This window comes from Comamonas sp. (genome assembly GCF_009360615.1).
Classification (GTDB): Bacteria; Pseudomonadota; Gammaproteobacteria; order Burkholderiales; family Burkholderiaceae_C; genus Comamonas.
The window spans coordinates 224,928-251,033 of record NZ_SPEY01000020.1; the positions used below are offsets into that span (position 1 = coordinate 224,928).

A 26,106-nucleotide genomic window follows, 5' to 3' on the forward strand; every position below is an offset into this window, starting at 1 on the left:
GCCGGGCCAGCGGCAGTGCGGGCCCGGGGACGCTTAGATATCCGCCAGCAGCTCGTAGGGCATAGGCAGGACCTTAAGCGCAATGCCCTGGCCTGCATCGGCGCTCTGGCCTTCGGCCAGCGCCGCATGGGCAAACAGATCGTCGCGGGTGGCGGAGGCGATCTGCATGGAGACGATGGCATCCCAGCCGCCTTGCGGTGCAGCTGCGGACTGCACCACGGTGCCGGTGGCCTGCTCGAGGTCTTCGGCGCTGAAGACTTCCTGGCCCACGCTCAGAGCCTGCTCGGCATGGACCAGATAGGCCCGGCGCTTGAGTGTGCCGCGGAACTGGCTGCGGGCCACCACTTCCTGGCCGGGGTAGCAGCCTTTCTTGAAGTTGACGCCGCCCAGGGATTCGTAGTTCAGCATCTGGGGCACGAAGGCGTCCACCACGGGCGCCGACAGCGTGGCCACGCCGCTCTGGACTTCGGACCATTGCCAGAGGTCTTCGCCAATCAACTGTCCTTCGGGAGCCTGACCCGCAGGGCCGATCCACAACGCGCGTTGGTTGCCTGCCGCAGGGTAGAGGGAGAGCACATGGGCATCGGCTTGCTGTGTGAGCATCCACGCCGTGGCATCCTTGCCAGCAAGGTGCTCGGCGGCGTGGCCGGCCAGGCCGTAGAGTGCGAAGTCCGCCGTCGCATCGCTGAGCTTGCATTGGGCGCGCAGCACAAACATGGACAGGCGCTTGAGCGTGGGGGCCAGCAGGCTGCAGTCACAGATCAGCAGGATTTCATCAGCGCTGCGCCTGAAGCCGATGAAGCTCGCCAGCATGCGCCCCTTGGCCGTGCAAAAGGCCGCGAGGCGGGCCTGATCGAACTTGAGCAGCGCGAAATCGTTGCTCAGCTGGCCATGGAGAAAGCTGGCTGCGTCGGCGCCAACGGCGCGGATGACACCAAGGTGGGAAATGGGGGTAATGCCGTTCAGGGGCAGCGTCTTGGGCTGGGTCATGGCTGAATTATGATCGTCGCTCTGTGTACTGATGGATCTAGCTTGTGCGTGCCCTTATTCGAGCACTGATATTTTTGCTGCTGCTGGCTGCCCTGGCGGCAGGCGGCGCCTGGTGGTGGCTGAACCAGCCGCTGCAGCTGTCCGAGCCCAATCTGGAGCTGGAGATCGAGCCCGGCACCACGCCGCGTGGCGTGGCGCAGAACGTGGTCAAGGCCGGAGTGCATACCGATGCGCGTCTGCTCTATGCGTGGTTTCGCTTCTCGGGCAAGGATCGCGCCATCAAGGCCGGCAACTATGAGCTGAGCTCGGGTCTCACCCCCTATTCGCTGCTGCAAAAGCTGGCACGGGGGGAGGAAAGCCTGCGCGCCCTGACCCTTGTCGAAGGCTGGAACTGGCGTCAGGTGCGCGCGGCGCTGGCGCGCGAAGAATTTCTCAAGCAGGACAGCGCGGGTCTCAGTGACGAAGCGGTGATGACGGCCCTGGGCCGTGCGGGTGTGCTGCCCGAGGGGCGCTTCTTTCCTGATACCTATACCTACGCCAAGGGCAGTTCGGACATGGCCGTGCTGCGACGTGCGCTGCATGCCATGGATCGCCGTCTGGCCGATGCCTGGGCCATGCGGGCTGCCAATACCCCGCTCAAATCTGCCGATGAAGCCTTGATCCTGGCCAGCATCGTGGAAAAGGAAACCGGCCGTGCTGCAGACCGGGCGCAGATTGCCGGCGTGTTCTCCAATCGCCTGCGCATAGGCATGCGCCTGCAGACCGACCCGTCGGTCATCTACGGCGTAGGCCCCAGCTTTGACGGCAATCTGCGCAAGCGCGACTTGCTCGAGGACACGCCCTGGAACACCTATACCCGTGCGGGCCTGCCCGTCACTCCGATTGCCATGCCCGGCAAGGCGGCGCTGATGGCGGCCGTGCAGCCCGATCAGACCAAGGCGCTGTATTTCGTGGCCCGGGGCGATGGCACCAGCCATTTCAGCGCTTCGCTCGACGAGCACAATAGGGCCGTCAACCGCTACCAGCGCGGCCAGTGATCCATTTGCGAGGGCGGCAGGCCTTGGCCGGTGCCCTGTGTCGTATCAAACAACTGGTGCCCCCAGCGGTGCGCTAGAGGAAATATCAGTGAGTACAGCTTTACCCAAGGGTCTGTTCATCAGTTTCGAGGGCATCGATGGCGCAGGCAAGTCCTCGCATATCGACGCATTGGCCCAGGCTTTTCGCGATCAGGGCCGGGTGGTCACGCTCACGCGTGAGCCCGGCGGCACGCCGCTGGCCGAAAAGCTGCGCACCCTGATGCTGCATGACGCCATGGACCCGCTGACCGAGGCGCTGATCGCCTTTGCGGCCCGGCGCGACCATCTGGTGCAGGTCATAGAGCCGGCGCTGGCGCGCGGCGAGGTCGTCATCAGCGACCGCTTCACCGATGCCACTTTTGCCTACCAGGGCGCGGGCCGCGGCTTCAGCTGGGAGCAGCTGTCGGCCCTGGAGCGCATGGCCCAGACCGGCACGGCGCTGCAGGCGGGTGCGGACCCGGATTTCATGCGCGAGCCCGACATGACGCTGTGGTTCGACCTGCCCGCCGAGGTGGCGGCCGAGCGCCTGGCCACGGCCCGTGTTCCCGACCGCTTCGAGGCCCAGCCCGGGGCGTTCTTCGCCCGGGTGGCCCAGGGCTATGCCGATCGTGCCCGGGCTGCACCTCAGCGCTTTGTGCGCATCGACGCCCATGCCAGCCGTCACGCCGTATGGCAGCAGATCATCCAGGCCGTGGTGCGCAAGGGCTGGCTGGCCATCATGGTGGGAAGCAAGCCATGAGCGCCCCCGATCTCGAGGCTCCCTGGATCGCCGCGCAACGTGCTCGCTTGCTGTCCCAGCGAGGTCATGCCTGGCTGCTGCAAGGGCCTTCGGGTCTGGGGCAGTACGCACTGGGCCTGTCGCTGGTGCGCGCCTGGCTCTGCGAGCAGTCGTCTGCGCAAGGTGCTTGTGGGCACTGCGCCAGCTGCCATGCCATCGAGGTGCGTGCACATGCCGATCTGTGCGTGCTCATGCCCGAGGTGCAGATGATGGCGCTGGGCTGGCCGCTGCCGGAGAAGGCCCAGGCCGACATCGACGACAAGAAGCGCAAGCCCAGCAAGGAAATCCGCGTGGAAGCCATGCGCGATGCCGTGGAGTTCTGCCAGCGTACCAGCGCGCGCGGGCGCGGCAAGGCGGTGCTGGTCTACCCGGCCGAGCAGATGAATGCCATCACCGCGAATGCCCTGCTCAAGACGCTGGAGGAGCCGCCCGGGGACACCCGCTTCGTGCTGGCCAGCGAGGCTGCGCACCAGTTGCTGCCCACCATTCGCAGCCGCTGCCTGACGCACACCATGAGCTGGCCCGGTGGTGTCGAGGCTGCGCAATGGCTGCAGGCCCAGGGGCTGAACGAGGCGGACGCCGCCGCAGCGTTGCAGGCCGCTGGAGGTCGCCCTGGCGATGCGCTGCGCATGGCGGGGGAGGCCGGCAAGGCCGCTGCCTGGGCGCAATTGCCAAGACAGCTGGCCAAGGGCGATGTGGCCGCGCTTGCGGCTTTTGCCCCGGTGGACGCCGTGCAGGCGCTGCAGAAAATCTGCCACGACCTGATGGCCCTGTCCGGCGGGGGCGTTCCCCGGTATTTCTCGCCTGCCGATCTGCCGGGCAAGCCGCTGTCCATGGCACTACTGTCCGAATGGTCGCGCGAGCTGGTGCAGGCGGCGCGCACGGCCGATCATCCCTTCAATGCCGGGCTGATGATGGAGGCCCTGGCCTCCAGGGCGCGTTCCGTGCTGATCTCGGGCAAGGCCGCGAAAGCCGTGCGCTAGGTCATGCAGCACGGGCTGGGTCACAATATTCGCGGGTGTTAACCTCGCAGTACCGGCTCTCGGCTGCCACCAGAATTTTGCTACCCACTATGAATGCAACCACCACCCCCCGTCCCAGCGTGATGCAGTTGGCGATCAAGGAAAAGGCGGCGCTGTATGCCGCTTATATTCCGCTGTTCGCGGAAGGGGGGATTTTTGTTCCCACGCAGCGCGACTATCGCTTGGGCGATGATGTCTATGTGCTGCTGACCCTGCCTGACGATCCGCAGCGCTACCCGGTCGCGGGCCGTGTAGCCTGGGTGACGCCAGAGCGTGCGTCCGGCAATCGCTCCCAGGGCGTGGGCATCCAGTTTCCCAAGGATGCCAAGTCCGCCGAGCTCAAGGCGAGGATCGAGCAGATACTCGGCACGGCCCTGAGTTCCGAGAAGCCCACTCAGACAATCTGATGTTCAACAATGGCGCGCTCCCACATCAGAGACGCCGAGCAAGAGCCCTCTCGCAGCGATGGCGTCGTCCCCCGGGGGACGCGGCGCAGCCGCTCAGGGACGTTCCAATTTCTATGTTTACCGATTCCCACTGCCATCTGAATTTTCCCGAACTGAGCGCCAATATCGCGCAGATCCGCGAGGCCATGGCTGCGGCCAAGGTCACGCGCGCGCTGTGTATCAGCACGACGATGGAAGAGTTTCCCGAGGTGCACAAGCTGGCGCTGGACTACGACAATTTCTGGGCCACCGTGGGCGTGCACCCCGATACCGAGGACATGACCGAGCCCAGCGTGCAGGACCTGGTGGAGCGTGCAGCGCTGCCGCGTGTGGTGGCCATCGGCGAGACCGGGCTCGATTACTACGGGATGGAGGACCGCAAGGGCGGTCGCTCGATTGCCGATCTCGAATGGCAGCGCGAGCGCTTTCGCACGCATATCAGGGCCGCCCAGATCACGCAAAAGCCGCTGGTCATCCACACCCGCAGCAGCTCCGACGACACCCTGGGGATCTTGCGCGAGTGCGGCGAGGCCGATTCCAGCACCCAGGCCGGCGGTGTGTTTCACTGTTTCACCGAAACGGCCGAGGTCGCGCGTGCGGGGCTGGACATGGGCTACTACATCTCCCTGTCGGGCATCGTGACCTTCAAGAGTGCCCAGCATCTGCGCGATGTGGCGGCCTTCGTGCCACTGGAGCGGCTGCTGATCGAAACCGACAGTCCTTATCTTGCGCCCGTGCCCTACCGTGGCAAGACCAACAATCCTTCCTATGTGCCCTTTGTGGCCAGGCAGATTGCCGAGGTGCGCGGCATCTCCATCGAGGAGGTGGCCGCCGCCACCAGTGCCAACTTTGACCGTCTGTTCAAGGGCGTGACCTTGTCGGCGCCTTCCGGAGCGAGTGCATGAGTCTTTTGGCTGCCCCATCGATTGCATCGTCATTGAACCGCCGCCAGAGCCTGCGCTGGGCGGGGGCCGTGGTCGCCGGGGTGTCGGGCTTGCCGGGGCTGGCGCTGGCCAATGACTACGAGGACTATTCGCGGGCGCTGATCAGCGACAACGCCAGCGCCATGGTGAATCTGATCTTCCGAGGCTTCAACGCCAACACCCTGGATTCGCGCGGGCGCCCCGGACTGGTGGCGGCCCTGCATCAGGACTCGCTCAAGGTCTTCGACGTGCTGCTCAAGGCACCCCGCATCGATGTCAATCTGGCTTCGCGCCAGAACGAGACGCCGCTGATGATGGCTTGCATCAAGGGCCACCTCGACATCGTGCGCGAACTCATCAAGCGCGGCGCGGACGTCAATCGCGAAGGCTGGGCGCCGCTGCACTATGCAGCCTCCGCCGATACGCCGCAGACGCTGGACATCATCAAGCTGCTGCTCGAGGAAAGCGCCTATATCGATGCCGCATCGCCGAACGGCAGCACGCCGCTGATGCTGGCCGCCCAGTACAGCAGCGAAGCCGTGGTCAGGCTGCTGCTGCAGGAGGGGGCGGACGTCACGCTGCGCAACCAGCGCAATATGACGGCAGCGGACTTCGCCAGGCTGGTGGACCGGCAGTACATGGTCGATCTGCTGGGCAAGGCGCTGCAGCATGAGCGCCGTACCCAGCCCCCTCGCGGGAGCTGGTAGCGGACGGTTTCAGTACCGGGCTAGCTCTTTTGATAGCTGCTAGCGCGCAATGAAAAAGGACTTCAGGGTCATTTGACTCTGAAGTCCTTTATTTATATGCGGTAGCAGCTCTTAAATTTGAGGCTCGCCAGGGGTCGAACTGCGCACCTGGTTGTGCAGGCGGGCGTAGAGGCCGCCCAGCTCCATCAGTTGCTCATGCGAGCCTTGCTCGGCAATCTGGCCGCGCTCCATGACGACCACGCGGTCCGCATGCTCGATGGTGGACAGGCGGTGGGCGATCACCAGCGTGGTGCGGCCTTGCATCAGCCGGTTCAGCGCCTGCTGGACCAGTCGCTCGGACTCGTTGTCCAGTGCCGAAGTGGCTTCGTCCAGGATCAGGATGGGAGCATCCTTGTAGAGCGCGCGCGCAATCGCCAGGCGCTGGCGCTGGCCGCCCGAGAACTGGCTGGCATTGTGGCCCACCAGGGTGTGCAGGCCCTGGGGCAGATTGCGCACGAAGTCGCCCAGATTGGCGGCCTCCAGCGCCGACCAGACGCGGGTCTCGTCAATATCCTGGCCCAGGGCCACATTGGCCGCGACGCTGTCGTTGAGCATGACCACGTCCTGGCTGACCATGGCGAACTGCTGGCGCAGCGTGTTCAGATCCCAGTCGGCCACGGGAACCCCCTCCAGCAGGATCTGGCCGCTGGTGGGCGAGAAAAAGCGGGGCAGCAGATTGACCAGCGTGGTCTTGCCGGCACCGGACGGGCCGACCAGGGCCACGACTTCGCCGGCCCTGACGTTCAGGCTCAGGTGCGAGAGGGCTGGAGCCTTGTCCGGGCCGAACTGCACGCTGACATCGTTCAGCTGCAGGGCGCCGCTGACCTTGGCGCAGGGCTTGAAACTGCCGCCTTGCTCGTCGGTGGAGCCTTCGAGCAGGGTCAGCCCGCGCTCCAGGGCTGCCACGCCGCGGGTGATGGGGTTGGCCACATCGGCCATGCGGCGAATGGGAGCAATCAGCATCAGCATGGCCGAGATGAAGGCGGCAAAGCCGCCCACGGTCACATCCTGCACACTGGCCGAGCCGATGGCGGCACCGCCTTCGCGGCTTTGCCACAGGGCGATGCAGAGAATCACCGACAGCGCAATCGCCGCCAGCACCTGGGTCAGCGGCGTCATGGCGGCCGACGCGATGGTGGCCTTGGTGTTCAGGCCGCGCAGCTGACGGCTCAATTCGCCAAAGCGCGACTGCTGCGAAGCCTGGGCACCATGCAGGCGCACCATGCGGTGCGCCAGCACGTTTTCCTCCACGACATAGGCCAGCTCGTCGGTGGCTGTCTGGCTGGACTTGGTGATGCGGTACAGGCGGCGAGACAGCGTCTTCATGACCCAGGCCACGCCCGGCACCATGAAAGCGACGATCAGCGTGAGCTGCCAGTTCAGATAGATCAGGTAGCCCAGCAGTGCGATGAGCGTGAAGCCGTCGCGGGAGATGCTCATCATGGCCTGCACCAGCTGCTGGGCGCCGGTCTGCACCTCGTAGACGATGGTGTTGGACAGCGCCGATGCCGATTGCCGGGAAAACAGGCTCATGTCGGCGGCCAGCAGGCGCTCGAAGAGTTTCTGGCGCAGACCCAGCATGCCGTCATTGGTGATGCGTGCCAGCGCATACTGTCCGGTGAACTGCGCCAGGCCGCGAATGACGAACAGGCCGATCAGAAACACCGGGACTGTCCACAGCGGCAGCGAGCCTGCTGTAAAGCCGCTGTCGAGCAGGGGCTTGAGCAGCGCCGGCATGGCCGGCTCGGTTGCCGCTCCCACCAGCGTGGCCAGAATGGCCAGCCCCCAGGCCCAGCGCTGGCCCGAGAAATAAGGCGTCAGGCGCTTGAGGCGCTGCATCAGCGGCAGCTCTGAAGGATGGATGAGGGCAGCTGGCGCGGGAGCGGCCTCGCTCGGCGATGGGGACGGTGTGGCTTGCATAAGCGCGTGATTTTAGGGCTTGTGCTTTTGGAGTCCGCCCGGATCTCAATAGATGAAATTCGGGATGAAGTTGTAACCAACTATGCCTGTTTGAATATAAAGCGCAAGCCTGCGGCAGAATCGGCCTCGGGATTGCCGCCGCGCCCGTGCGGACTCTGGCATGCTCCCGATCTGAAACTTTTGTGCCACTTGCGTTTGATCACCCTACTGAGCACGTTCTTACATCAGGAATCCGTCAGTGTGTGTAACATTCGCGCTTGTGTTTGTACCGGGCAATTCCGGAAATTTTGATGGCTGCCAATGACTATTGACCGACTTCCATCCCTGACAACCTGGGCGGCTGGGCCGCGCGCTTCCCGTAGAGCCATGCTGGCAACGCTAGCCGCCACGCCGGCACTTCCGGCGCTGGCCCAGTTCAGGGTCGAGGTAACAGGCGTGGGCCTGACACAGCTGCCGATCGCCATTGCCCCGTTCAAGGGGGAAGGTTCGGCCCCTCAGAAGATTTCCGCCATCATCCAGGCCGACCTGGAGCGCAGCGGCCAGTTTCGCGGCGTGGACGCTTCTGGCGTCGCGCTGGACGAGACCTCGCGCCCCGACGTGGCGCAGTGGCGCCAGAAGGGCGCCGATTCGCTGGCAACCGGCAGCATCACGCGTCTGGCCGATGGCCGCTGGGACGTGCGCTTTCGCCTCTGGGATGTCGTCAAGGGGCAGGATCTGGGCGGCCAGGGCTTCGCCGTGACCACCGGCGATCTGCGTCTGGTGGCGCACCGCATTGCCGACTACATCTATGAAAAGCTCACGGGCGAGAAGGGGATCTTCTCCACCCGCATTGCCTACGTCACCAAGGCCGGTTCCCAGTACCGTCTGTGGATTGCCGATGCCGACGGCGAGAATGCCCAGTCGGCGCTGTCGAGCCCCGAACCCATCATTTCCCCGGCCTGGGCGCCCAACGGCACGCAACTGGCCTATGTGTCCTTCGAGTCACGCAAGCCCGTGGTCTATGTGCACGACGTGGCCAGCGGCCATCGCCGACTGCTGGCCAATTTCCGAGGCTCCAACAGTGCTCCGGCCTGGTCGCCCGACGGCAGCCGTCTGGCCGTGACGCTGAGCCGCGATGGCGGCTCGCAGCTGTATCTGCTCAGCGCCCAGGGCGGCGAGCCGCGCCGTCTCATGCAGAGCAGCGGCATCGATACCGAGCCCTGCTTCTCCAGCGACGGCCGCACCATCTACTTCGTCAGTGACCGGGGCGGCGCCCCCCAGATTTACAAGGTCTCGTCATCCGGCGGCAGTGCCGAGCGCGTGACCTTCAACGGCAGCTACAACATTTCCCCCGCCATCAGCCCTGACGGCAAATGGCTGGCCTATGTCTCTCGCGTGGGCGGCGGCTTCAAGCTCCAGGTCATGGATCTGGCAACAGGCACCGTGAACTCCGTCACGGACACCACGGCGGACGAGAGCCCCAGTTTTGCGCCCAACAGCCGTTTGATCGTATACGCCACCATCCAGGGAGGGCGCGAAGCGCTCATGACCACGACGCTGGACGGCAAGATCAAGGCGCGCCTGGCCGGCCAAGGCGGCGACATACGCGAGCCCGACTGGGGGCCGTTCCAGAAGCACTGATCTGAAGTTCGTATTCCCTTTTCTTTTTCTAGTGATGAAGTCCGTTGTGGACTGTTCGGAGAAATCTCATGTTGACTATCAAACGTCTTTCTTTGGCTTTGGCTGTGACCGCTCTGGTCGCTGGTTGCAGCTCGGGCGTCAAGCTCGACGACAAGCCTGTTGACGGCTCGCTGTCGAGCCAGGGCGCCGGCGCAAGCGGCCAGGGCCAGAGTGGGGTATCCGGCGTAGACCTGACCGGTTCGGCCGCGTCCAAGGCCGGCCCTCAGGGCGTCAGCCGCATCGTGTATTTCGACTTTGACAGCTACTCTGTCAAGGCCGATGCGCAGCCGCAGATCGAAGCCCATGCCAAGTTCATCAAGGCCAACCCTGCTGCCAAGGTGCAGCTGGAAGGCCATACCGACGAGCGCGGTGGTCGCGAGTACAACCTGGCCCTGGGTCAGAAGCGCGCCGAAGCCGTGCGTCGCTCTCTGGGTCTGCTGGGTGTCAACGATGCCCAGGTCGAAGCGGTGAGCTACGGCAAGGAAAAGCCCGCTGCCGAAGGCCATAGCGAAGACGCTTACGCCCAGAACCGTCGCGTCGAAATCAACTACCGTTAATGATGAAGCAGGCCTTGTTGACTCTCCGTCACGCAACGCTGCCTCGCCTGGTCGCGGCCGGTCTGCTGGCCGGCTATGCCATCAGCGCCCAGGCAGCCCTGTTTGGTGATGACGAGGCGCGCCGCGCCATCATCGAACTGCGCCAGCGCGTTGACAGCCTGCAGCAATCGCAGGAGCAAACCCGACGCAGCCTGCTGGACCTGCAGTCGCAGATCGAAGCGCTCAAATCCGACCAGGCCAAGCTGCGTGGCCAGAACGAGCAGCTGACACGTGATGCGGCCGAGCTGCAGCGCGGCCAGAAGGATCTGGCCAAGGGATTTGACGAGCGTCTGCGTCAGTTCGAACCTGTCAGTGTGACCGTGGATGGCGTGGAATTCACCGCCGACCGCAACGAGCAGCAGGACTTCGAGCAGGCTCTGGGCATGTTCCGCTCGGGCAAGTTCCCCGAAGCCGGTCAGGCCTTCGCCGCATTTCTGCGCCAGTGGCCCAAGAGCGGCTACACGCCGTCGGTGCGCTTCTGGCTGGGCAACTCGCAGTACGCCACACGCGACTACAAGAACGCCATCGCCAATTTCCGCTCGGTCATGACGAATGCACCCATGCATGCGCGTGCACCCGAGGCAGCCCTGTCCATTGCCAACTGCCAGGTGGAACTCAAGGACACCAAGGCCGCGCGCAAGACCCTGGAAGAGCTGCTGCAGGCCTATCCGAACTCGGAAGCCGCAGGGATTGCCAAGACCAAGCTGGCGACGCTCAAGTAATGGCCGGAAACTTACAGCCTCACGCGGAAACAGCGCCCCCGTCCGGCGCTGTTTTTTCGATGGAAGAAGCAGATGTGCAGCGCCGCTTCGGCGGTTTGGAGCGCCTCTATGGCGTGCCGGGCGCGGCCCGGATTCGTGCGGCCCATGTGGTCGTGGTCGGCGTGGGTGGTGTCGGTTCTTGGACGGCCGAGGCTCTGGCGCGCAGCGGTGTCGGCCGCCTGACCCTGATCGACATGGATCACGTGGCCGAGTCCAACATCAATCGACAGATCCATGCGCTGACCAGCACGGTGGGGCAGGCCAAGATCGATGCCATGCGTGATCGCATCGCCGAGATCAATCCGGCTTGCGTGGTCGATTGCATCGATGAATTTGTCGATCCGGACAACTGGCTGCAACTCTTGCCGGCAGATGCCGATGCGGTGATTGATGCATGCGATCAGATCAAGGCCAAAGCCGCAATGGCTGCGCATGCGCGCAGGACCCGGCAATGCTTCATCTCCGTCGGTGCTGCGGGCGGCAAGCGCATGGCCCACCTGGTGGATATTGCCGACCTCAGCGCGACAACGCATGATCCGCTGCTATCGCAGCTGCGGTACCGGCTGCGCAAACAGCATGGCGCACCCAAGGACGGCAAACGCATGGGCGTGACCTGCGTGTTCAGCCGCGAGGCGGTGGCTCCTCCCGATGCGTCTTGCGCCATCGAGGGCGGCGATGGCAGCCTCAACTGCCATGGCTATGGCTCCGTCGTGGCAGTGACGGCGACCTTTGGCCAGAGCGCAGCTGGCTGGGTGCTCGATCAATTGGCCCGGCAAGTCCCGTAGGCCAACTAATTCACGATTTTGGCGGCAAGCCAACAAAAATAGATTACAATAACGTCATTCCACTGATTAGGCAACTACTGCTTTTGAGGTGTGGCAGGGTCTTTAGCTCAGTCGGTAGAGCAGCGGACTTTTAATCCGTTGGTCGCGAGTTCGAATCTCGCAGGACCCACCAGAATACGCAAGCCGCTACAGCTATTAAGGTTGTAGCGGCTTTTCTGTTTTGCGCACCCGGATGTCGGTCTTGACATGCGGTACGGGCTAACTGTCGTGCTTTTTTGGGGCCGAGCGATACAGCCGGCGTGCAGATCACGGGCATGAATCTGCGAATGATCAGGCTTCCCTGAGTACCGCAATCATTGGGCTTGGCCGGCTGGTTCGGGCGTTTGCCTCGCTGCATGATCCCCTCAATGTTGACCGCACGCAGCGGGTTTCGGTGCGCAGACCAGGCGAGCATTGGCAGGAGACTGCAGCGGAATCCGCATCGATAAAGCCGCCTGCCGCCGTCTCCTGTCTCGCGGCTGGAGCTGCCGATGTGTGTCGGAATCGTCGCAGGTGCAGCCGTTTCGGCTTCGGGGAACGGAGCAGCAGTGCGGGCCAGATCTGTCGTTACGGCGTTTTGCTTCTTCCGCGGTAGTTCAGGTCGGTGGCCGAGTAGTTCTCGCGCTTGCGCCAGTCCATCTGAATCGGGCCGGCATGGTTTGCAGGGTAGGTGATGCGCTCTTTTTCACGATTGAGCTCCCATTGCTTCGCATCCACGATGTGATGGACTGTGGATTCTTTGGATTTGCTCATGGGGCAGGTAGCCTTCAATCAAGTTTGTGAACCAGAAGTTGACGGTACAGGTGCCAGGATGGCGCGTCCAGTGAATTCGGTGCTGACCGGATGGATTGCCTGCATTGCGTTGGAATCACGACGACGAGAAGTCTCTCTAGGGTAGATGTGGATAGTTGCAGCGGGAGACATGTGTTTGCCTGGGCGCCTCGCGAGGGCATTCAGACAATGACGCCGGCGTTTGCCTGCGCAACCTGCCAGCCTTGGATGGGGGAGTAGGGGTTGACCGAGGCTTTCATCTCCAGCAACAAGCAGGCCGAGGTGTTTGCGGATGCGTTGTGCTGCTCTGCCGGTGGTTGCCGCGGTCATGGCCGCTGGGTGCCGGCCTTCGAGGTCTGGTGCCCTTGGGTGGCATTGATGTCAAGCACCTCTGGGGCACAGGCTACGAGCTTGCGCAGCAGGGGGCCGTGTTGCCCAAGGACCAGGCCAGGTCCTTGCGCTCGCAGTCTCGACGAAGACAAGACGGTGGGCGATCACTGCAGCACGGCTCAGTGCTGCAGGCGGGGATTCAGCGAGCGGCAGTCAGTCCTGACGCTGATCGTGGTGGCACCGGGAAAGCGCTTCATTGCATCTTCAAGGGCGGCACATGTGCTGGGGAAGAGGGCTGTGTAGCAGGCTCCTGCCACTTTGATGATGCACCGTCTCATAGATCGCTCCTCAGCCGAATCAGTATTTCATTGATATCGGATGATTTGTATCAAACTGAAACAATTTTTCCAGAATCTGTGGATCGTCGTCACCGCAACGCCTGTTCGGGTGTGGACCGGCGCCAGAACAGGCGTGGTAGCGCTGCCTGCAATCCAGGCCACAGCAAAGTGCAAGAGCATATTGACATTTTTGCCACGGCCACTTCGGGGAAACTCGCCGAATGTCAAGGTTCATCGCTTTCCATGGGAGGCTGTTTTGGATTAAATGGTGACAAATCGTGTAACTCGGCTGTGTGTAAGAAGGGGCATGCAGATGAACGATCTGGAGCTGGAAGGAAGCCGCCATCTCAATCATTTGATGAGATCCGGTGTCTGTGCGCAAGGCGTGGATCGCATACTTCGCGCGGTTCGCAAGCACCTCGGAATGGATATTGCCTTCGTCTCCCACTTCGGTGATGCGGACCGGGTGCTCAAGCACCTGGACAGCATTTCGGGGGGGCCGCTTTATCAGGGGCAGAGCATTCCCATGCAGGAGGGATATTGCCTGAAGGTGGTTCAGGGCGAGCTGCCGGAATGCATTCCGGACACCCGCCGGGTGCCGGCTGCTCAGCATATTGCGGCCACCCATGCAATTCCCATCGGCTCCCATCTGAGTGTTCCCGTCCGTCTCAGGGACGGACATGTCTACGGCACGCTCTGCTGCTTCAGCTTTCTCCCGAACCCCACGCTGGGTGAGCGCGACATGCAATTGCTGCATGCATTCGCCGAGATACTTGCCGACCGAATCGAAGAACACGCGGCAGAAGAGCGTGTCAGGGCTCAGCGGGTGGGCGAAGTCCGGGCTGCTTTGGCGCATGGTGATCCACGAATGGTGTTCCAGCCGATCTGCAGCCTGCGCGACAAGGCAGTCTGTGGCTTTGAGAGCCTTTCGCGTTTTGATGTCGAGCCCAGGCATGCGCCGGATTACTGGTTCGATGTGGCGGACAAGGCCGGATTGGGCATCGATCTGGAGCTGTGTGCGATTGCCAAGGCGCTTCCTGCGCTCGATCGGCTGCCCGCCAGCAGCAGCGTAAGCGTCAACTGCTCGCCACAATTGCTGCTGAGCAGTCAGTTCCATCAGTTGCTCGATGGCATCGATGACCTCTCACGTCTGGTTCTGGAAATCACTGAACATGCCGCAGTCAAAGACTACAAGGCGCTCGGGATTGGATTGGAGCCCTATCGCCGCCGGGGCGCGAAACTGGCGGTTGACGACGCCGGGGCGGGTTACTCCAGCATGCGGCACATCCTCAAGCTCGAGCCGGAAATCATCAAGCTGGATATGAGTCTCACCCATTCCATCGACACCGACGAGAAGCGGCGAGCGCTTGCCAGGGGTCTCATCAGCTTCGCACATGAAATTGGAAGCCTGGTGATTGCCGAAGGCGTCGAGCGCCCCGAAGAGCTGGACATGCTGCAGAGGCTTGGCGTGGATTGCGCTCAGGGGTATTTGCTTTCCCGGCCGCTGGAGATCGATGCTGCGGCTGTGTTTTCGCTTCACTGACCCGCCGCAGCGGCTGCGTCGCGCCAAGGCCGGCCGGCGTCTGGTCGGCGGCTTGGCGGCGACTTCATCGGGCATTCTTGAACCCGTTTCATGTCCTTTCTTGCATAGGCCTGAGCGCTGTGGAATGCCTCGGCCAATGAGGCGGCCTAGTGTGTGGCAGACCCTAGCGTAAACATCTATTCGGCATGCTCGGCGGGCGCACCCATACTGTTAGAAAATGTTAATAAAGGTGCGTCTATGAAATGGCTGCTGGTCGGTTTCGCGTGCGTGGCACTCACACTCTGCATGAGCTTTTTCGCGTCGGTCGCGGACGATCTGAGAAAGGCCAGCGACCAGAATTGAGCGGGATGCGGTTTCGAGAGCTCGCGGGCCGGCGCATTGACCGCGACCATGCGTGGTCGCCACACCCTGGGGTGGGGCGATTTCAACGGGCCTGTCCCGCGCATGACCCGGCGGATTTCCGGAAGGCGTTGCGGTACTGCGCCGGTGGCTGGAGGAGCCCGTGGCAGGTGCTGCGTTGGACCCTCCGAAGTGCATCCGGGAAGGCTTTCGTGTGTGAGCGGGGCAGCGCGTCCCTTGGCTGGTGGCGGGACCTTCCCGAACGGACGCGGTCCGCGTCGGATGGTTGGTCTCGCCAGGACGTTCGCTGGCTTTTTGCGGCACGACATTGGGAGGGCGCCTTGCCAAGCATTGGCGTTCTCGAAAAACGCACTGGCCGCAAGTTTTCCAATGCGAAGTTGTTGTGCACCCAGGGGGTTCGCTTTTCCTGAAAAAGGGGACACGGAAGGTTGTCTACAAGCTGCCGGCAGAGGCCATCGACATCGACGACTCCCTGAAGTCGTTTTCCGCCTTGGATGAGCAAAACACGCTGGCGCCGTGCCGTATCGATCGTGCTCTGTCCGCTGCCTTCGTGGGCCGTAATGTCCTTGTGCTCGAGGGCGACACGACCAGGACGTCATCGATGATGGCGTCGGCTCCAGGGGCTGGCTGATCGTGCAAGAGTCCTCCAGCGGACCGCCGCCGCTGCGCGGGCAGGGCATTGACGAAGCGGCTCCCAAGTCCGGTGGCGAGTCGCCATCTCCAGGCATTGCCACGCCCCGTGCATCGAGGACGGACCGATCAAGCCCCGGATTCCGGCACCATGGTCTCCGGCTCCTGTTCGTCATACCCACGGCAGAACCCTGATGGAGGAGGCCTGCGGCCGGTAACGCCTGCAATGGAATCAGCGAGCTGGGGCCAACCGGGTGCCAAAGCTCCTGGGCCAATGCCGCCTCCCTGCGTTGTGGGGGAAGACCTGGGAGATGTGGGCAGCCAGGGTGGGTAGCTGGTAAAATCCATAGGTCTACCTGTTGGCCCGTGTCGAGACTTGATGAAGACTCGGGCCGTTAGTTTGCGGGTCGCGAGCGCATGTTTCGCAGGACCCGCCAGAATGCAGGCGCTACCGCCATGGAAGCTGTAGCGCCTTTTTCGTTGACCGTTTTTTTCACCGTGCGCGCAGCAGGCTCTGACAACGGCATCGGGCCTGCTGATCCAGACGTTGAAATAAAATTGCCGCTTGGCGCGTAGACGCTGCGCTGCTGGAAAAATCAAATGAAATCAATCGACTCCGATAGCCCCACGCAAACCGCCATCCCCAAGGTGGGCTTTGTTTCGCTGGGCTGCCCGAGTGATATTTAATGTATAGCGTAGCAGAACCCACACTCGCAAACGAAAATGGCCTGCCTGACATAGGCAGGCTTTGAGTCTGTGTGAGTTGAAAGCTTGAGCTGAAATGAAAAAGGGCCTGTCCAAACGGACAGGCCCTTTGCATATGGCTTCGTAAGTCTCAGCCCCAGGTTGTGCCTGGTGGCAGTTCCAGTTTCTTGACGATGACTACATCGGCTTCGCCGGAGATCTCGCCCACCACTGGGATGCGGCGCAGTGTGGGTGCTTTGAGCTGGGTTAGTTCCTCGATAACGTCAGCGGCCTTGACGGCCGTCGCATCCCCTTTGCGAAGATCTGCCACCAGTTGCTCAAGTTCAGCGCGTTCCATGATCAATCCTTTCAGTTGAGGTAATCATAGTGCGCTGTGGGTGATGCGCTTGAAATCGATCACCCAGACCCAGGGGTTTGCGGCCCAGTCGCCGCCGGTGGACTCCCAGATATGGCGGAAGTGCTCAAGAGGTGTTGCGCTGTAGGCGTAGTCTGGGATAGAGCCGTGACCTCCGGCAGTGCCCTCTGCAACGCAGTCCGCTTCTGTGATCTGCTGCAGGCGCTCCACGCGCACTCCGGTGATCTCCAGCCAAATGCGGGCCAGCGCCTTGGGCATGTGAATAGCCGGTTTCCATGGCACTTTTGTTTCCCAACCGTCTTCATCGCTCCAGGTGAGGCATGGTTCAGTGGCGCGAAACCATGTTTTCATCGGAAGGTTGTTTCCCTCGTCGTCGCATGTACGCAAGCGGTCGATTACAGGGTCGTACTCGTAGCCCTGGACGAACGTCTCGCGCACATAGATGCGGTCGCCTGGGCCTCCTGTTGGGCAAGCTATGTGCACATTTTCCGAGCCAATGGCTAGATTCATTCCGTCATTGAGCTTGAGATAGTGGCCGCCCATGAACGTGTCATCTGCCACCGTCTCCTGCTTGCAGATGCGTCGCGTTTGGGTTTTCTGTCCACTCAGGATGGTGCGCACCAAGGGCGCCTTGAACATCAAGCCGGTTTCTTTCATTAGGTAGCTCCCTAAAAGCAGAACCCCGCTCAGTGGCGGGGCTCGGGGTTGCGTTTCTCTTGATCGCGCTCACGGCGGGCGCGGCGGATGTCTCGTTTGCGGCTCATGTTTAGTCAAAGTTGAGGATTCGACATGGCTCGATCACGCCTGGCATGTCGTCAATCCATATGTTGATGGGGTAGCCAGCTTTCGCCGCTGCATCGCGCTTGAGGCCATCAGGGCCAACACACACGAATGGGATGCTGTCTGGCATCCGTGGTTCTCGTGTGAAGTCAGGAGGCTCACGCCGGCCAGTGACGCAGACCACGGTATGGCCGCGCCGCTGAGCGCTACTGATGAACTCGCGCCACAGAGCAGGGTCGGCCGTGAATGTGTGGTCGTAATCAAGACTGATGTTGAGCGCCGTCATGCTTGGCCTTTCTGCGCCTGGGCGCGCTTTGCCTTGTGTGTTCCGCGGACTCCCTTCGGATCAAAGTACAGCTCGCCACCTACAAGTTCCAACCAAGCTACTGCCACGCCATTGACTTGTGGGTATCCAGCATCAGTCACTCCCGTAACAGTGCCCGCGCCGCGTGGGCTGTCTTTCACGGCGTCGCCAATCTCGATGTAGTCGCCTGCCATCACTCCCCCTTTTGTGCCTGGGCGGCGCGCTGTGTGTGCGTGCTCCAGTCGTCAGCTCTTCGCGCTTCGATGAAGCGCTCAACAGCTTTCATTTCCGAATCAAAGCACTCGTCGCGTTCTTTCTGGCTAATACCTCCGTCCAGCAAGAAAATCAGTGCTTTTGAACAATGGCTGCGTACCGTCTGCATGTCAGCGCCGAAGCTGATGGCACCTGCAACAGTGACGCTTTGGGTTCCCCCGCCTATGTACGCACCGGGCACTGCATCAAGCGCCTGGAAAACGCGCAATATCATTTTTCGTTCGCTGAGGTTCACTGCTGCTCCCCCTTTGCTGCCGCGATAGCGGCGCGGTCGACGCTTATCCAGTTGGAGTAGAAACCTTTGCCCCATGTGATCGTGTAAAGCACGCACAGAGCAAAGATTCCCCATTGCTGGGTTTCCCAGGCTGCATAGAACCAGAATGGCTGGCCGACGAGGCCGAAGACAGAGGCCCAGCGGCGGCGCGCGGCCATGGTCGATTGAGAAAGCGCCACGGCCGTGACGCCAAACAGTGCAATGAAGATTTGAGAGATCACAGCAGCGCCCCTTGCACTTCTGCATTTCGTCGGTTGTAGCCATGGCGGTAGCCGCGCTGATAGTCAGATTCCGCATCCCGCGCGTCTGCCTGGGTTGCAAGCTGGGTTGCCTCCTGCGCATTCGCTTCAGGTGTCTGGGGTGCTGCAACTGGGCTCTGTGCAACGTCATGCAGCAGCGCGGCACGGGCATCCACGAATGTGGCCCATGCCTCATATGGAATCCGCGCATCCATATCGCCCTGGCTTTCGTCAATGGGTGTTGCCGTGTGCTCAACCGCCTTCATCGCTGCCATTGCGCGAGTCAGCAGCGCAGTCTGGTGATCCACCAGATGCGACAGGTGACCTACAGATGCCGCGTCTGCTGCTGCCTGGATAGGGTCTACTGCCGGCGCCGATACTCCGGCCAGCAGGGCGCGCAGGCGCTCCATTTCTTCGGCGGCATCTACGGAGACAGGATCTCCGTTTTCCTGAAGCGCTTCTATGACGCGGCGTGTATAAGCATCATCGTACACAGGCTCAGGCAGCACCACTGGCACAGTAGCCCCGACCTCTGCGCGGATAGCTGCCCAGTTTTCCTGAGCTCGCTCTGTAAGGATTTTGCGATCACTCTCAGGCATTTTGGCAATGGCTGATTGCGTCATGCCCTTTGTTAGAAACATCCAGAGCGTGTTTGATGCTGGGATTTCCTCTGGCAGCACCACTAGCGCGGGTTCTTGCAACCCAACTTGCAACGGTGCAAGCTCGCCTGCTGCCGGGGTGGCGGCAAGCGCGGCGCGGGATCGGTCAGCGTCCACGTAAGCGCGCATTTGTTCTTCCGTGAAAGTGCGATGCGCGACCGCACGCATTGTGGAATCAAGGGATGTTGACTCAAAGGCAGGAACCGGCAGCTCGGGGTATGAATCAGGTACTGCCACGGCTGCGGGCGCTGCCTGGTGCTCAGTGATCTGGTGCAGGCATGTGCCTGGGGAATGTCGTTGCACGATCTCGCGCAAGACATCGACAGTGATGCAGATGGTGTCTGGCTGGCCGAACTCGGCTACTTCTGCCTCGCAGCAGTCACGGATGATGAGATCTGAGTTGTCTTGCATATAGGTGGCTCCCAGAATGAGAAAAGCCCGCGGCTGCGGGCTGGGGTGCTGGTGGTCAGGAGGTGTATTCCTGCTCTGCGATCTCGCATGTGACGCCGCAGGCCGGCAGCCATTCCTTGCGGTCGGCCTTGCCTGCAGGCAGTTCATGGAGAGGGAAGCGCTGTCCCTTGAGCGGACCGGAGCGGTGGCGCAGGATGTAGGCACCTGGGCCAATCTCGGCCTCTACGTCTGCAAGCCGCTTGAACTCTTCGGGATAGTCCTCGCGGATCGCTCTGAAGTAACCAGCTCCGCCCTTGACGCAGCCGATGCAATTGGCGTTCTGATAGCCCTGCAGGTACATGAATGGCAAGGTGATGCCAGCGCGCTCCACCATGGTCTTGCAGTCGGTCTTCGTGAGGCCGCGCTCAATGAGCGGTGCAACTACTGGGCGGTCTGGGTAGGCTTCCTGAAAGTCGTCCAGTCGCCACTGTTCGTCAGAGGTGTAGCCCAATACCAGCACATCGCCGGGCTGCTCGAATGTTCGCAGCAGATCGCGTTTCAACCTCTTGGTGCAGGAAGCACCTTGACGGCCCTTGATGTAGCGAGTGCGGCGGAACACCTCGATTGGGTCCGCATCATATTTCTCATCACGCAGGATCACAACCTTGCGTCCGAACCAGGCCTCGCAGTCGGCCAGGAATCGACGGTTATCGGCGTGTTCACCAGCTAGATAGGCATTGATGATTTCGCAACCGTCGCCGTACTGTGCGATGGCGAGCTTGGTGGCGACTGCTGAGGCAGCGCCGCATGAAAACTGGCAAACAATTCGCATAGGGCTCCAGAAAGCAAAAAGCCCGCTCAGTGGCGGGCTGTGGTGGGTTTCAGGCTGCTTTGAGCAGTGGCGGAATAGGGCTGCTCTGCACTCGCAGATGTCCGAAGCCCTTGAGCGTATTGCGGTAGCAGGTGACGATTGCCGCTTCGATCTCTTGGGCAACACTCGTGCCCGATGCGATGACCTGGCCGTCTTCCGTGATGATTGCCAGCTGAGCAGGCTTGCCCTTGTAGGTTGCCTTGGGTGGCTCGTGGCTCACGGTATGGATGAGGACGCCATCGATAGCGCCCGTAGTTTGTTCTCCCAGCATGATGGTTCTCCTTTTCCTGGTTGTGTGGCTGCGCGGGTTGCATGCCGGTGGCGCGGTCAGTGACCGCAGGGCAGGCTGCCATCGGGCAGCGGGTGGTTGCGTGCGCCGCAGCTGATGCAAAGCGGAGGCGTGGCAGCGGGCGCGCTGTGGCCGGTGCACTTCACGGCAGTGACGCCGTCGGGGTAGCGCTGGATGGGCTGCATGCTCGCAAACTGCAGATCCGCGCACGCTTTGGATCCATTGGTGCAGGTTGTGCACATGCTGCCTTTAGGGATGTGGGTGATGGTCATTGGACAGTGGCATGCAGAGGTTGAAGGTCGCCAGCCAATGCAGGCCGGCAGCGGTGTGGAAGGGGTAGGGGCAGGCCTCGTTGGCCGTGCGGCCAGCGTGATACGCCTCGCGGGCTTCGGCCTCCACCTGGGCCTTGGGGATCAGCGCCTCGCCCCCGGCCCAGGTGGTCTTGAGGTCTTCAGCCATGGGCGTGATTGGGGGCCTGGGCCATCTGGCGCACGGCTTGCTCAAAGCTCATGCTGCGCACGGGGCAGTGCTGCGGCTGGGTGTTGGCCAGGATCAGCGTGTCATGGCGCGGCAGCTGGCGGGCGCTGGTCAGGCCCTCGCAGTCGGTGTCATAGACCTTGCTGAGGCCGAAATGCTGCTGCAGGCGAGCTGCCTGGCTGGCTTTACCGCAGCCGCGAGGGCCGAAGATCACGATAGAACGGGTGGGCATGGCGTTGCTCCTTTGCATGCTTGATGGCGCGCAGCGCTTGCTGCAGCTCGGTTTGAAAGTAGGTATCTAGAGAGGGCGCAGGCGTGGCGGCGGTTGCTGCCTGGCTCTGCATGAGGCGCAGCAGGCGGCTGCGCTGTCGGTCGCGGTGCTGCAGCTCGTGCAGCACGGTGTCTATCGGATGCATCGGCAGGAGATCCCCAAGCCCATGTGGCCCAGCTCGTTAAAGCCGTGCTCGAAAGCTTCGGCGGTGCTGCGGGCAATGTGCTGGATGGAGACACCGCCGCATGTCAGGACGAAAAGTCGCATGGCGGGGCTCCTAGAACAGCTGCAAATTCAGGTGGTTGGTGGTACCGGCGCGCACACGGTTGATGGTCATCAAGGCCGGTGCGTGCTGTTGGCGGCGGCGTGGCTTCTTGGCCTGGGCTGCCTGCTCGGCTGCGATGCGCTCGCGGGCCTTGGCGAAGGTGTCAGCAATGTTGGTGCTGGTTGAATGGATGTACTGGAATGCCGCGCTGGTGATCGGGACGCTGGGCAAGGTCTGGCGTGCTGCTTGCATGGGGTTCTCCGGTTGAGGGCAAAAGAAAAGCCCGCTCAGTGGCGGGCTTCGGGGTTGGTGAACAGCTTGGTTCCGGGCCATGCGTAGAGCAGCAGGCCGTCGTGCCGCGCACTGCGCAGGCTGTTGTTGACCTCGTCCGTTAAGCGCTGCTCCGAGCCGCACAGGGCAAGGTTTGTTACCTTGTCCAGCTTCCCGTAAAGCTTGAGACTCAAATGTTGGAGAGCCACCAAATTAGCGAGATCTCTCAAGTAGGCTGCAACCCAGAAATGGGGGTGATCACCTGAGGTCAGTTCTGGGAACTGCATGCTCAGGTGCTCGGCCTTGGGGGCGCGGCGGCGGGTGGGGGCTTTTCGCTCGGTTGTAGCGGGTGTTGCCATGGTCATTGGCTCCATGAAAAAGCCCGCTCAGTGGCGGGCTTGGTGGTGGTGGGTTGCGATGACAAATTCGCGCATCGGCATGATTGCGCCCCAGCCCTGATCGAAGCGAATAAGGATGGCGCCGCAGTCGTGCTCGCCTATGCGTTGAGGTGGAGCCCATTGCGCGCCAGGCAGCTGAGCCAGCAGGCGCACATACTTGGCATCCACGCCGAAGCAGTGAGGGTTGTCGGGCAGCGGGATATTGCAAAATCGATCTGCGAGCCGCTCCCTCGGGATATCGCCAGCGCCCCGGCACAGATCGCATGGGTATGCGCCAAGAACATCTGCGCTGGGTGTCTCAATGTGGCCTGTGTCGTGGCACACATAGCAGGGAGTGAAGTCCCCGCCGATGCAGGTTGAGCAGGTTGATTGCGTCAGCCAGAGTGATCCCTGGCACTTTGGGCATTGCTCCAGATCCTGCAGTTTGGGGTGCGCCAGCAGCGGCGCAAATTCTCCCCACGAGGTTTCGAGCGTCTCTACGAGCTGCATGTGCAGTCGGTCAAGACTTGGCTCCATAGACTTGGTGGGTGTTGATGTGCATAGCGGTGCATCGTCTTCGGGGATGGCAATCAATGCGCCGCCATCGCAGGCAAACACCATGCCCAGGGCTCTGAAATTCCCACTCAAGACATGGCGAAACTCATTCGGGCCGCAATGCAAGCGGCGCATAAGGTCGTGGACAGATGGCAAGGTGGCTCCTGATGATGAGACAAAAAAAGCCCGCTCAGCGGTTGCTGGCGGGCTGGTGAAAAGTGCCGGTGCCCTGTTGGGCATGCCTGGGGAAGTGATACAGAGGGAGGGAGGAGGGTCCCCAGGCCCGGCGAAAACTGAAACCATCTGGTGTGACCGCTGTCGCCATCAATGCAGAGTGTCACCTCCACGCTGAAGTTCGTGATTGCTGCTGCCTCAGACCCATTTCTGTGGCGGCAGACCTGCTTAAGCGGCCACACTAGATGGCCCCGCTGATGCCCTGCGGGGGAAGGCACATGCACGCCGCATGCTGGCTATTTGCTCACATTTTTGAATCTCCCTTATTTGTCCTTTTGCAGCTTCTCGCCGCAGAAAGGGCAGTGGCTGAAATAGAAGTTGACCTTCTCTGTCTTGCGTTTGTCGGCGCCTGTTTTTTTGACGGTGACGGTGTGGCGGATCTCCGCTGGCATGTATGGTTGGATGCCAAGACCCTTTCCTAAGGTGAGGGCGTAGCCCATCAGCTTTGCTTCAACGTCTCGTGACCCTGCAAGCTTGGGCCGGTAGTGGTCGGTGAGTCTCTTTTCAATGTCTGCTCGGCAATTGCACATGCGGTATCTCCTGTGATGAGGGCGAAAAAAAGCCCGCAGGGCGCGTGCCGTGCGGGCTGGTGTTGGGTGGATCTGGCTATTTGCTCAGATCTTTTTCAAGCTGGGCTTTTTCGCTGCGCAAGCGCTCTAACTCGTTTTGTGCAGCCAGTTGCTCGCCCTGGCAGCGTGTTGCCACTGCCTGCATTTCTGCGCTGATCGACTGCTCCCAGGTAGCGCCTGCCAAGTTGTTCATGGCAGATCCCTTTCGTTGTGCGAGAGCATCAAGATCTTTGCGGCAGTTGTTCTGCACGCGCTGGATGTTGTCGTAGGCACCGCCGAGATACAGCTCATTGATGTCTTTCAGTCGACCACTCTTGCGCATGCGATCTGTTTGCGCGTTGATGCGATCGGCTTCGGTCATTGGCTTGACTGCGGGTGCTGCGCTCTGGCCCGCCGTCGGTGCAGGGGATGCTGCAGGGCTTGGCTTAGGCGCATGCCCAGATGCGGGCCGCACGTCAATCGTCGAGCTCTTGCCGGTGGTGCAAGGCCTGTCTTGAAATATCTGCTTGCCTGTTCCGTCGTCACATTTGTAGATGGCCCAGGCTGGCGTGCTGGCTGCAAAGAGCAGCGCAAATGCAGCCAGTGTTTGCTGGCGTTTCTTCATGTCTTCTCCCTCATTTGATTGGGAGTTTTTAGCACATGAGGGAATTTGGTCAAACCGCAACGTCCTGGAACAAGGCGCTCTGGTTTGCCCCGTCGCGCACGGGGCGGGCGTTGCCGGGATTCCAACCGGCATGACCGTTCTTGCTCTTGGCCGCCTTCGCCTCACCCTTTTGACCGTTTACGTACTTTGACGGCTGGATACGGCAGGGATGCCGCGCAGAGCAGCGGCCATGCCCGCTGATGCTATTTGCCCGCTAACACTCTGCTTTGGTGGAGTGAGCTCTGTGGGCGCAACTTTTCAAAGACCGGGCGTGTCCCGGTCGATGCCGTGGCGCCCATCGCTTAACTGCGACGAGCAGAGTTTAAATCTAGCGAAACTAATTGGTCAAGCTATAACTAAACTTTAGTCCTGAATGTGAACGTGTTGATGCAAAAAAAAGCCGCGTAAAGCGGCTTGTGTGGGTATTCACATCGAGAGTTTCGTTAGCAGTGATCACTTTTCCACACAGTCAACACAAGAGCGAGGATCTCGAAGTCAGCGGCCTTGGGGCTGATGTCGAAAGGTGGGTAGTCGGTGTTCTTTGAGATCACGCGAAAGATCATCTGTGAGCCGTCGAAGCTTGGAACACGTTGAATGATCTTTATGTACCCCTCGTCACCTATGCGAAAAAAGTAGATCCCGTCATGCGTGACTGAGCGAACGCCTCTGTCCACAAGCAAGGGGTCGCCTGGGTTGAACATTGGCCTCATAGAGGGACCGAAGCCGGTCACGATTGAAAGATTGGCGATGCTTGTGTAGTTGGGCACGTTTGCATCAACCCACTTCCTATCTACCTCCCACTTGCGGATTACGCCAGGTTGTTCGCTCAAGAGGAGTCGGCTGTTACCCATGCCTCCGCCCACGTCGTATTGGTTGATGACTATGCTCGATCCGTCTTCTGAGCTGTCGTCATTGCGCAGGTAGCTGGGAGACTCAAACTCAGCTACTTGATGATCAGTGCCTGTGGAGATGTCCGAAATAGTGTCGAGAAACTTAGGCAGGCATCTCTCGGTGGTGCTGTGGTCTGCTTGCCGGCTGGTGTTAGCTGCTTCCTTTGGTGTGGGAAGGGTGTAGTTGAACCAGTTTTCATCTAGATCCAGATCCTGGGCGATTTTGCGTGCAGCAGCCTCGCCAAATGGTTCTGAATCGCCTGTCATCTGCGAAACCCGAGCTTTGCTGATTCCAGTGGCGCGCGCGAAATCGGCGGCTTTTCCGTAGTCCGTAGCAATCAGGTGCCTGAGTCTAGTTTTTCGGTGTGCGTCGTTCATAGCTGGCCTCAGTCTCTATGTTTAGTCAATCATAAACTTTCAAGGTTTCGTGATGACTTGACCATATGGTTAAGTTACGGCTAAACTCATGTGCTATGAGTGATCTAAAGACGTGGCTTTCTCAAGAACGTGGCCGTTCCAAAGCTTTGGCTGCGCGACTCGGTGTGTCTAAGTCCCGTATGAGTCAGATGGTCAGTGGTGGCGTACCCCGTGAACATTTGATTGCGGTGCGTGATTTCACAAACGGTGAGGTGACGTTGGAGGCGTTGCTTACGCAGCCTGTCCATACCCAGCAGGAGGCGGCGCATGCTTGATAGTGTGGCGG

General features: G+C 61.3%; 33 protein-coding genes and 1 tRNA gene. 13 read left to right on the forward strand and 21 right to left on the reverse strand.

What is annotated here, in order from left to right; genetic code table 11:
• Nucleotides 1-33: 33 nt before the first annotated feature.
• Complete coding sequence (locus E2583_RS06435) at nt 34-990, reverse strand: folate-binding protein (RefSeq protein ID WP_291594109.1); 957 nt, start codon at nt 988-990, stop codon at nt 34-36.
• Nucleotides 991-1,034: 44 nt separating this feature from the next.
• On the opposite strand from E2583_RS06435, the gene mltG reads away from it, so the two are divergent.
• From mltG to E2583_RS06465, 6 genes are all read left to right on the forward strand, one after another.
• Nucleotides 1,035-2,027, forward strand: a complete 993-nt coding sequence (gene mltG, locus E2583_RS06440) for an endolytic transglycosylase MltG (protein ID WP_291594111.1) — start codon at nt 1,035-1,037, stop codon at nt 2,025-2,027.
• Nucleotides 2,028-2,115: 88 nt separating this feature from the next.
• Complete coding sequence (gene tmk, locus E2583_RS06445) at nt 2,116-2,805, forward strand: dTMP kinase (RefSeq protein WP_291594113.1); 690 nt, start codon at nt 2,116-2,118, stop codon at nt 2,803-2,805.
• Nucleotides 2,802-3,827 (forward strand): DNA polymerase III subunit delta', encoded by a 1,026-nt coding sequence (locus tag E2583_RS06450; RefSeq protein WP_291594115.1) that lies wholly within the window; start codon nt 2,802-2,804, stop codon nt 3,825-3,827. The genes tmk and E2583_RS06450 overlap by 4 nt, the downstream gene beginning before the upstream one ends.
• A gap of 89 nt (nt 3,828-3,916) precedes the next feature.
• Complete coding sequence (locus E2583_RS06455; protein ID WP_291594117.1) at nt 3,917-4,273, forward strand: PilZ domain-containing protein; 357 nt, start codon at nt 3,917-3,919, stop codon at nt 4,271-4,273.
• Between the two features lie 113 nt (nt 4,274-4,386).
• A complete protein-coding gene (locus tag E2583_RS06460; protein WP_291594119.1) occupies nt 4,387-5,217 on the forward strand; it encodes a TatD family hydrolase in 831 nt (276 codons plus the stop codon).
• Nucleotides 5,214-5,942: an ankyrin repeat domain-containing protein gene (locus E2583_RS06465; protein ID WP_291594121.1), complete on the forward strand. Its 729-nt coding sequence runs from the start codon at nt 5,214-5,216 to the stop codon at nt 5,940-5,942. The genes E2583_RS06460 and E2583_RS06465 overlap by 4 nt, the downstream gene beginning before the upstream one ends.
• 111 nt (nt 5,943-6,053) lie before the next feature.
• Here E2583_RS06465 and msbA read toward each other — a convergent pair whose 3' ends face one another.
• A complete protein-coding gene (gene msbA, locus E2583_RS06470; RefSeq protein ID WP_291594123.1) occupies nt 6,054-7,901 on the reverse strand; it encodes a lipid A export permease/ATP-binding protein MsbA in 1,848 nt (615 codons plus the stop codon).
• A 300-nt stretch (nt 7,902-8,201) separates the two neighbouring features.
• Here msbA and tolB point away from each other — a divergent pair, with 300 nt between their 5' ends.
• The 5 genes from tolB to E2583_RS06495 all read left to right on the forward strand — a co-directional run bounded on the left by tolB (nt 8,202) and on the right by E2583_RS06495 (nt 11,874).
• Nucleotides 8,202-9,521, forward strand: coding sequence for a Tol-Pal system beta propeller repeat protein TolB (tolB, locus tag E2583_RS06475; RefSeq protein ID WP_291594124.1), 1,320 nt, complete (start codon nt 8,202-8,204; stop codon nt 9,519-9,521).
• Between the two features lie 68 nt (nt 9,522-9,589).
• Entirely contained in the window at nt 9,590-10,117 is a 528-nt protein-coding gene (gene pal, locus E2583_RS06480; protein WP_034356711.1) for a peptidoglycan-associated lipoprotein Pal, read from the forward strand.
• A complete protein-coding gene (ybgF, locus tag E2583_RS06485; protein WP_291594132.1) occupies nt 10,117-10,878 on the forward strand; it encodes a tol-pal system protein YbgF in 762 nt (253 codons plus the stop codon). Before pal ends, ybgF begins: the two co-directional genes overlap by 1 nt.
• Nucleotides 10,878-11,702 (forward strand): tRNA threonylcarbamoyladenosine dehydratase, encoded by an 825-nt coding sequence (locus tag E2583_RS06490; RefSeq protein WP_291594134.1) that lies wholly within the window; start codon nt 10,878-10,880, stop codon nt 11,700-11,702. Before ybgF ends, E2583_RS06490 begins: the two co-directional genes overlap by 1 nt.
• A 96-nt stretch (nt 11,703-11,798) precedes the next feature.
• Nucleotides 11,799-11,874, forward strand: a tRNA-Lys gene (locus E2583_RS06495).
• 434 nt (nt 11,875-12,308) lie between these two features.
• Here the strand turns inward: E2583_RS06495 and E2583_RS06500 are convergent.
• Nucleotides 12,309-12,494 (reverse strand): hypothetical protein, encoded by a 186-nt coding sequence (locus E2583_RS06500; RefSeq protein WP_003056699.1) that lies wholly within the window; start codon nt 12,492-12,494, stop codon nt 12,309-12,311.
• A 993-nt stretch (nt 12,495-13,487) separates the two neighbouring features.
• Here E2583_RS06500 and E2583_RS06505 point away from each other — a divergent pair.
• Nucleotides 13,488-14,723, forward strand: a complete 1,236-nt coding sequence (locus E2583_RS06505) for an EAL domain-containing protein (RefSeq protein WP_291594138.1) — start codon at nt 13,488-13,490, stop codon at nt 14,721-14,723.
• A 1,825-nt stretch (nt 14,724-16,548) separates the two neighbouring features.
• On the opposite strand, the gene E2583_RS06510 is transcribed toward E2583_RS06505, so the two are convergent.
• From E2583_RS06510 to E2583_RS06595, 18 genes are all read right to left on the reverse strand, one after another.
• Complete coding sequence (locus E2583_RS06510) at nt 16,549-16,755, reverse strand: hypothetical protein (protein WP_291594140.1); 207 nt, start codon at nt 16,753-16,755, stop codon at nt 16,549-16,551.
• A 24-nt stretch (nt 16,756-16,779) separates the two neighbouring features.
• Nucleotides 16,780-17,430 carry a hypothetical protein gene (locus E2583_RS06515; protein WP_291594141.1) on the reverse strand — a complete coding sequence of 217 codons (651 nt, stop codon included), beginning with the start codon at nt 17,428-17,430 and terminating at the stop codon, nt 16,780-16,782.
• Nucleotides 17,431-17,539: 109 nt separating this feature from the next.
• A complete protein-coding gene (locus E2583_RS06520) occupies nt 17,540-17,839 on the reverse strand; it encodes a hypothetical protein (protein ID WP_291594143.1) in 300 nt (99 codons plus the stop codon).
• 211 nt (nt 17,840-18,050) lie between these two features.
• Nucleotides 18,051-18,365 carry a hypothetical protein gene (locus tag E2583_RS06525; protein WP_291594145.1) on the reverse strand — a complete coding sequence of 105 codons (315 nt, stop codon included), beginning with the start codon at nt 18,363-18,365 and terminating at the stop codon, nt 18,051-18,053.
• Nucleotides 18,362-18,625, reverse strand: coding sequence for a hypothetical protein (locus E2583_RS06530; RefSeq protein ID WP_291594147.1), 264 nt, complete (start codon nt 18,623-18,625; stop codon nt 18,362-18,364). Before E2583_RS06530 ends, E2583_RS06525 begins: the two co-directional genes overlap by 4 nt.
• Nucleotides 18,622-19,713, reverse strand: a complete 1,092-nt coding sequence (locus tag E2583_RS06535; RefSeq protein ID WP_291594149.1) for a hypothetical protein — start codon at nt 19,711-19,713, stop codon at nt 18,622-18,624. Before E2583_RS06535 ends, E2583_RS06530 begins: the two co-directional genes overlap by 4 nt.
• Nucleotides 19,714-19,768: 55 nt before the next feature.
• On the reverse strand, nt 19,769-20,524 hold the full coding sequence (locus E2583_RS06540) for a hypothetical protein (RefSeq protein WP_291594150.1): 756 nt from the start codon (nt 20,522-20,524) through the stop codon (nt 19,769-19,771).
• Between the two features lie 49 nt (nt 20,525-20,573).
• Nucleotides 20,574-20,834: a hypothetical protein gene (locus tag E2583_RS06545; protein ID WP_291594152.1), complete on the reverse strand. Its 261-nt coding sequence runs from the start codon at nt 20,832-20,834 to the stop codon at nt 20,574-20,576.
• Nucleotides 20,835-20,890: 56 nt separating this feature from the next.
• Nucleotides 20,891-21,037, reverse strand: a complete 147-nt coding sequence (locus tag E2583_RS06550; protein WP_291594154.1) for a hypothetical protein — start codon at nt 21,035-21,037, stop codon at nt 20,891-20,893.
• A 64-nt stretch (nt 21,038-21,101) separates the two neighbouring features.
• Entirely contained in the window at nt 21,102-21,311 is a 210-nt protein-coding gene (locus E2583_RS06555; protein ID WP_291594157.1) for a hypothetical protein, read from the reverse strand.
• Nucleotides 21,304-21,561: a hypothetical protein gene (locus tag E2583_RS06560; protein ID WP_291594158.1), complete on the reverse strand. Its 258-nt coding sequence runs from the start codon at nt 21,559-21,561 to the stop codon at nt 21,304-21,306. The genes E2583_RS06555 and E2583_RS06560 overlap by 8 nt, the downstream gene beginning before the upstream one ends.
• The gene (locus E2583_RS06565) at nt 21,515-21,745 is read right to left on the reverse strand and encodes a hypothetical protein (protein WP_291594161.1); all 231 of its coding nucleotides are present in this window, start codon (nt 21,743-21,745) and stop codon (nt 21,515-21,517) included. The genes E2583_RS06560 and E2583_RS06565 overlap by 47 nt, the downstream gene beginning before the upstream one ends.
• A 132-nt stretch (nt 21,746-21,877) precedes the next feature.
• The gene (locus tag E2583_RS06570; RefSeq protein ID WP_291594162.1) at nt 21,878-22,117 is read right to left on the reverse strand and encodes a hypothetical protein; all 240 of its coding nucleotides are present in this window, start codon (nt 22,115-22,117) and stop codon (nt 21,878-21,880) included.
• A gap of 35 nt (nt 22,118-22,152) precedes the next feature.
• Complete coding sequence (locus E2583_RS06575) at nt 22,153-22,494, reverse strand: hypothetical protein (RefSeq protein ID WP_291594164.1); 342 nt, start codon at nt 22,492-22,494, stop codon at nt 22,153-22,155.
• A gap of 27 nt (nt 22,495-22,521) precedes the next feature.
• Nucleotides 22,522-23,223, reverse strand: coding sequence for a hypothetical protein (locus tag E2583_RS06580; protein WP_291594166.1), 702 nt, complete (start codon nt 23,221-23,223; stop codon nt 22,522-22,524).
• A 341-nt stretch (nt 23,224-23,564) separates the two neighbouring features.
• Complete coding sequence (locus E2583_RS06585; RefSeq protein ID WP_291594168.1) at nt 23,565-23,831, reverse strand: hypothetical protein; 267 nt, start codon at nt 23,829-23,831, stop codon at nt 23,565-23,567.
• A gap of 76 nt (nt 23,832-23,907) precedes the next feature.
• Nucleotides 23,908-24,474, reverse strand: coding sequence for a hypothetical protein (locus E2583_RS06590; RefSeq protein WP_291594169.1), 567 nt, complete (start codon nt 24,472-24,474; stop codon nt 23,908-23,910).
• A gap of 482 nt (nt 24,475-24,956) precedes the next feature.
• Complete coding sequence (locus tag E2583_RS06595; RefSeq protein WP_291594170.1) at nt 24,957-25,781, reverse strand: S24 family peptidase; 825 nt, start codon at nt 25,779-25,781, stop codon at nt 24,957-24,959.
• 95 nt (nt 25,782-25,876) lie between these two features.
• On the opposite strand from E2583_RS06595, the gene E2583_RS24665 reads away from it, so the two are divergent.
• The gene (locus E2583_RS24665; protein WP_367158587.1) at nt 25,877-26,095 is read left to right on the forward strand and encodes a YdaS family helix-turn-helix protein; all 219 of its coding nucleotides are present in this window, start codon (nt 25,877-25,879) and stop codon (nt 26,093-26,095) included.
• The last annotated feature ends 11 nt before the right edge of the window (nt 26,096-26,106 follow it).